This window comes from Fibrobacter sp. (assembly GCA_012523595.1).
GTDB lineage: Bacteria > Fibrobacterota > Chitinivibrionia > Chitinivibrionales > Chitinispirillaceae > JAAYIG01.
In genome coordinates this window covers 1-5,460 of sequence record JAAYIG010000010.1, presented here as the reverse complement: position 1 = coordinate 5,460, position 5,460 = coordinate 1, and the positions used below count along the sequence as shown (strand labels likewise).

Below are 5,460 nucleotides of genomic sequence, written 5' to 3'. Positions count from 1 at the left end.
TTCCCTCTGCCTAACAACACAGGCAGAGGAAAAGATTAGTATTGTCTCTGTAGAGCCTTAAGATGACATCAAAAAAACTAAAAAAAGTCTTGATTTTTAACTTAGGAATTCTGGGGTGAAGGAGTGAGACTTAGCTTAAGCGCTTAATCTATTGGGTTGATAATTCACCCCGGAGGTGAATTAAGGACCCTGCAGCCTTCTTCCCAGGATTGACTTCGTCGGGCCAGGGACAGCAGAAAAAAGTAAAAAGATGGTCCGTCCCCTTTTAATTAATTTTTTTTCATTGGTTGATCTCGGTATCGACATCGGAATCGAACTCCTGTTTTATTCAATGTATCGAGATCATTGTTTTTTTTTTCAATACTGATACTTATTTTGCCCATTTGGAGATTCTGCCATTTTTGTCCAGTTCACTGTGTCACTCCGGGGTGAAAGATTAACTTAATCGCTTAAACCACAGATTCACCCCGGAGATGAATCAAGGACCCTGCAGCCTTCTTCCCTATATTGACTCCGCCGGGCCAGGGATAGCAGTAAAAAGTAAAAAGATAGTCCGTCCCCTTTTTCTAAGAAAAAGGAATTAATAATTTGCCCGATATCAATCACTTCAAGAAAAATGACTTCTTCACATTCACCCAGAATACAGCATCTGAATGGGAAAATGAGAAACACATAAACTAAAAAGCCTGCCCCACCTTTTCCTATAAATAAAGAGTCAACTCGTCTTTTTGATCTACCCCCCAGCATAAAAGAAACCCTCCCTTCCATTACTAAGAAACCCTTCAATTCGCTCAATAATTCATCTCCGGGGAAAAAAGACGATTTAAGCGTTTAAACCAAATCGCCCCGTTCTCCCTGAAAAATCCCCCAATACAAAATCTATCCAAAAAGATCCAACAGCTCAGAAAGCCTTATTGTCGCCAGACAAATACTGCATCCTGCAGCCCCGTAATAAACCCATAACTCATCCCCCCGCAACAGCATTCCAGTCGGAAAAACAGTATTGGGAACAAGCCCGGATATCTCGTATGCTTCATGTGAACTGAAAATCGAATCCGAAATTGCAGCACTAACCCTGTATGGACACTCCCTGTCCAGAATCACTGCCCCTACCCGGTAAACAAGCGAACCCGCATAGTACTTGGCCCCCTGATACAGAAGAAGCCAGCCAACCGATGTCTCCACAGGAGAAGGGCCACTGCCGACCTTAACCGCGTTCCAGGCTGGCCCCACACCCTCAGGAAGCACAGCATGTGGTTCTCCCCAGTAAAGAAGATCCGGTGAAAACGCCATCCAGATATTCTCTGTCCCGCATACATCGGGTCGGTGCAGCACAGCATATTTTCCGTCAAATTTTGCCGGAAATAACACCACATCCCTGTTGCCCGGAGAAAGAATCAAGCCGATTCGCTCTATTTTCTGGAAATCCGATGTACGGGCAAGACCTGCAGCCACTCCTGACGGCGAACAGGCAGTGTATGTAATATAGTACGCCTGCTTGTCAGGCAGATAAACCACCCTGGCATCCTCACAACCCCATTCCTCATACCTCCATTGCTTCTCTCCCCTGCGGATCAGAGGTCTGGGATCAACCTGCCAGTCGGTTACTCCATTCCTGCTCCTTGCCACATGAATATTTGACATCCCGTCATAACCCTCAACCCTGAGAAGAAGCACTACATCTCCATCATGTTCAACAGCCCCTGCATTCATCACCGCACTGGCAGGAAAAGGAAGATCCGCTGCAGTAATCAATGGATTATGTCCCGACCTGTTAAACACCTGCTCCATCTTCTCTCCCTAGATCACCCGGTCTGCATTCCCCAGACTCCCCTGCATACATGTACCCTCATTTACAATCTCCCGAAAGTCACACCCGTTTGCCGGTTCTGAAAACTCAGGCAGCGCCGGAAGAGTAACCTGAACTGTCACTCCAGGTAAAGGAGCATTGTTGCGCACATGGATAACCCCGCCATGATCCTCTACCGTATTATTTACTTTACATAATCCCAAGCCTGCTCTCTTAACTGTAGAAAAAAAAGGTTCAAAAATCCGACCGGCATTTTCCGCCGGTATTCCACATCCTTTGTCAATTATCTGGATGACATGCATTCCCCTTGAATTCCCCCTCATCCGGAAAACAATCTCCCCATCCGGCGCACTGTGCTGAGAGGCATTGTCTAGAAGATACATGATCATCTTCCTGAGCCTCTCCTCATCACCCCTGATCATGGCCACCCTCCCGTTTTCCTGAATGTCAGCATTTAGGACTGTTTCCTTATCAACATTGATCTCCCTCCATAACCCAATAGCATCAATGCATAACTGCCCCAGTGAAAACACCCTTCCGGACTGATGGTACGATGTTTCCCCGAAATCGAGCATATCCTTCATCAGGCCACTTAATTTATCCACCTGTCCCTTTATGTGGTCCCTGTAAACAGTTAAGCTAACCCCTTTCTCTCTCAATTCCTCAAAGAGCGCCTCAGAAATGGCGATTATCGCATTTAATGGATTGCGCACCTCATGAACAACACCGGATATAAACCTGCTTAAAAACCTCCTCTCCTCTCTCCTGATCTTCTTCCTGAGCATCACTTCCCGCTCGTCTCTATTTGCAGCATAAGCCCCGAACATCTCAACTGTATTTACCTGACTGCGGCTGAATGCCTTTACCCCAGACGAGAAAACACATATAACTCCTTCAACATCACCCCTGCTGCCCTTGACAGGCACCCCAAGATACCTCCCGCCTCCGAACCCCTCTTCACACTCTCCCTCATGCGCACGTAAAACACTCTGCACCGGTTTACCGCTATCTAAAACCCTCCTGCACAGGGTCTCTCCACGCCCGCATCTCTTTTCCACTTTATTATAGCGGGCAACCACAACCAGATCACCATCGACCACTTTACTTATCGAAACGTATGGGACATTCAGTACAGATGCTATTCCTGAAACGATCTGATTATAATGGTTGGATACACCGGAGGCAGTAACTATAGAATAAATCGATTCCAGAGTCTTATAGCGATAGTTATGCATATCCCGTACAGTTATATGCCTGTACAGATACAGAAGCAGCAGGCCAAGCAACGCAATCAACAGTACCGAAGAATACGTCTCCATCATTTCTGACTCCCTCAGTACTTATAAAAGGATATGCCTTGAGAAATCAGGTATTAGAAAAAGCAAAGAAAATGCCAGATGTTAAGCGGAAATTCTATTCACTCTCCGCTCTCAACTTGCCTCTTGCCAACGATGCAAACACTCCGCCTGCACAGAGGATCGTAAAAATCCAGAAAGTTGTAGAAATACTGGAGATAAACTGAGGATAATACTGTTGAGTGATCTTCACATCGCCAATCTGTATCGAAAAAACCATCATGGATATCCCCATACTGAACATCTGACCCAGCAGACGCATGGTTCCCATCGTCGCCGATGCGATCCCATAGAAACGCTTCTCCACCGATCCCATCACAGCACTGGTATTCGGTGATGAAAACAGAGCTAAACCCAGCCCCAGAATAATCAGACTGGAGATAATCCTTCCCATAGATGTCAACTCGTTGACAAATGTTAGCGAAAGAAGGCTCACCACGGTTATCATCATTCCCGCTGATGCCACAATGCGCGCTTCAAACCGGTCCGATAACCTTCCCGAAAGAGGCGAAAACACTGCCATCGTAAGAGGCTGGGCAACCATCACCAGCCCCGCCCTTCGAGGATCAAACCCCTTTATGTACTGCAAGTACAAGCTTAGCAGAAACACAACTCCGAATGTAGCACTGTAATTAATCAGAGTAGCAATATTGGAGAAAATAAAAACACTGTTCTTCCTGAAAAGACCGACATGAAAAACCGGACTGGAAAGAGCTGATTCATAATGCCAGAAAAACAGCAGACCTATGGCTCCCGCACCGATCAATAGCCACCCGGAAAATGCTGAGGGAAGCCTGGATAAACCATAGATCAATACAGAAAGTGATACTCCATATATCAAAGAACCTGCTAAATCAAACCTCTCCTCCCGCGCGTATGCCCATTCGGTCTTCACATTTGCAAGGACAGCATAAATCACCACAAGCCCCAGGGGCACATTCATGTAAAACACACTCCTCCACCCCAGATACCCTGTAAGAAAACCCCCAAGCACCGGCCCCAGAGACAAACCAAGATAGGTCGCACCCACATTTATACCGATTACTTTACCACGCTTTGATGGAGGAAACTCTGAAATCAATATCGCTATCGCTGTCCCAAACACCATCGATGCGCCCGCGCCGTTTAAAACCCTGAACACAAGAAGCATCGGAGCGGAAAACGACAGAGCAGAGAAAAAAGCAGATGCCGTGGAAATCACAATGCCCCAGAAAAACACCTTTTTTCTTCCATATATATCAGCCAGCCTGCCAAAGGGAAGGAGAAAAACCGCGGCAGAAAGCAGATAAGCTGTCGACACCCAGCTCAACATCACCGCATCCATACCCAGCTCCCGCCCGATCGAGGGCAGTGCTATGTTTACCGATGCAGCCATGTAGGGGGTCAGAAATGATCCACAGGCAGTAGAGATAAGCACCACAGTGCGCTGCTGAAATTTAAACATTGGATTAAAATAATTTCAGGAAACAGGAAATCATTCAGGAGACTGCCCGCTGTTTACACCTGTCAGTTCAGATATTGCGATAAGTAAATCACACAAATCGAATGGCTTTGTGATAAAGTAAGCAATTGAACACTCCTCCGCCCTCTGAATATCTGTTTTCTGTGCTGCGGCACTCACAACTATAATAGATATTCCACACATCGATTGATCTTCCTTTATTTTCCTGCACACCTCCCATCCATCCATGCCGGGAAGCTTTATATCAAGAAGGATCAGATCCGGGACCCACTGCTTTGCTATCTCTATGGCACTCTCCCCGCTTCCGGCAGTCTCTACCTGGTAACCCCTGCGCAACAGGTTGATCTTTAACAGCTCGATTACATTCTCCTCATCCTCAACTATCAGTATCTTCTTCTTCATCACAGTTCTCACCCTCTGGTATCGTAAAGCTGAAAGTACTCCCCTTCCCCTTTTCCGATTTCACCCAGATCTCTCCCCCGTGTGCCTCGACAATGTTCTTGGCTATGGTAAGCCCCAGCCCGCTGCCCTTGGACTTCATCTTCTTAGCTGACCTGGAACGGTAAAATTTGTCAAATACCCTCGATGCATCCTCAGGACTGAGACCCGCTCCTGTATCACTTACATCGATCTGAAGCTTATGATCCACCTGATGAATCGCTACGGTTACCTCTCCCGGACTGGCATAACGGATCGCATTGTCAACCAGGTTCATTAGTACCTGCTTTATCCTGTCATGATCTGCTCTCCCGCAAAACGGTCGATCCTGAGGCGCCTCTACACGGAGTTTCACATCTTCCGGTACAGGAATAATTCCCACAGTCTCCCTGATC

General features: G+C 46.8%; 6 protein-coding genes. All 6 read right to left on the bottom strand.

The annotated features are described in order from the left end of the window. Positions 1-462: 462 nt before the first annotated feature. Complete coding sequence (locus tag GX089_00415) at positions 463-795, bottom strand: hypothetical protein (protein ID NLP00933.1); 333 nt, start codon at positions 793-795, stop codon at positions 463-465. Between the two features lie 84 nt (positions 796-879). Next, positions 880-1,791, bottom strand: a complete 912-nt coding sequence (locus GX089_00410) for a glycosidase (protein NLP00932.1) — start codon at positions 1,789-1,791, stop codon at positions 880-882. A gap of 9 nt (positions 1,792-1,800) precedes the next feature. Beyond that, the gene (locus GX089_00405; GenBank protein ID NLP00931.1) at positions 1,801-3,132 is read right to left on the bottom strand and encodes a hypothetical protein; all 1,332 of its coding nucleotides are present in this window, start codon (positions 3,130-3,132) and stop codon (positions 1,801-1,803) included. Positions 3,133-3,223: 91 nt separating this feature from the next. Continuing rightward, the gene (locus GX089_00400) at positions 3,224-4,609 is read right to left on the bottom strand and encodes an MFS transporter (GenBank protein NLP00930.1); all 1,386 of its coding nucleotides are present in this window, start codon (positions 4,607-4,609) and stop codon (positions 3,224-3,226) included. Positions 4,610-4,639: 30 nt separating this feature from the next. After that, entirely contained in the window at positions 4,640-5,029 is a 390-nt protein-coding gene (locus GX089_00395) for a response regulator (GenBank protein NLP00929.1), read from the bottom strand. Further along, positions 5,004-5,460, bottom strand: a 457-nt coding sequence (locus GX089_00390) for a HAMP domain-containing histidine kinase (protein NLP00928.1), incomplete at its 5' end; no start/stop codon positions are given. The genes GX089_00395 and GX089_00390, both read right to left, overlap by 26 nt.

Bases quoted from the DNA above. Each gene is read 5' to 3' on its own strand.
- GX089_00410 (NLP00932.1), bottom strand. From the start codon at position 1,791: ATGGAGCAGGTGTTTAACAGGTCGGGACATAATCCATTGATTACTGCA.
- GX089_00400 (NLP00930.1), bottom strand. From the start codon at position 4,609: ATGTTTAAATTTCAGCAGCGCACTGTGGTGCTTATCTCTACTGCCTGT.
- GX089_00405 (NLP00931.1), bottom strand. From the start codon at position 3,132: ATGATGGAGACGTATTCTTCGGTACTGTTGATTGCGTTGCTTGGCCTG.
- GX089_00395 (NLP00929.1), bottom strand. From the start codon at position 5,029: ATGAAGAAGAAGATACTGATAGTTGAGGATGAGGAGAATGTAATCGAG.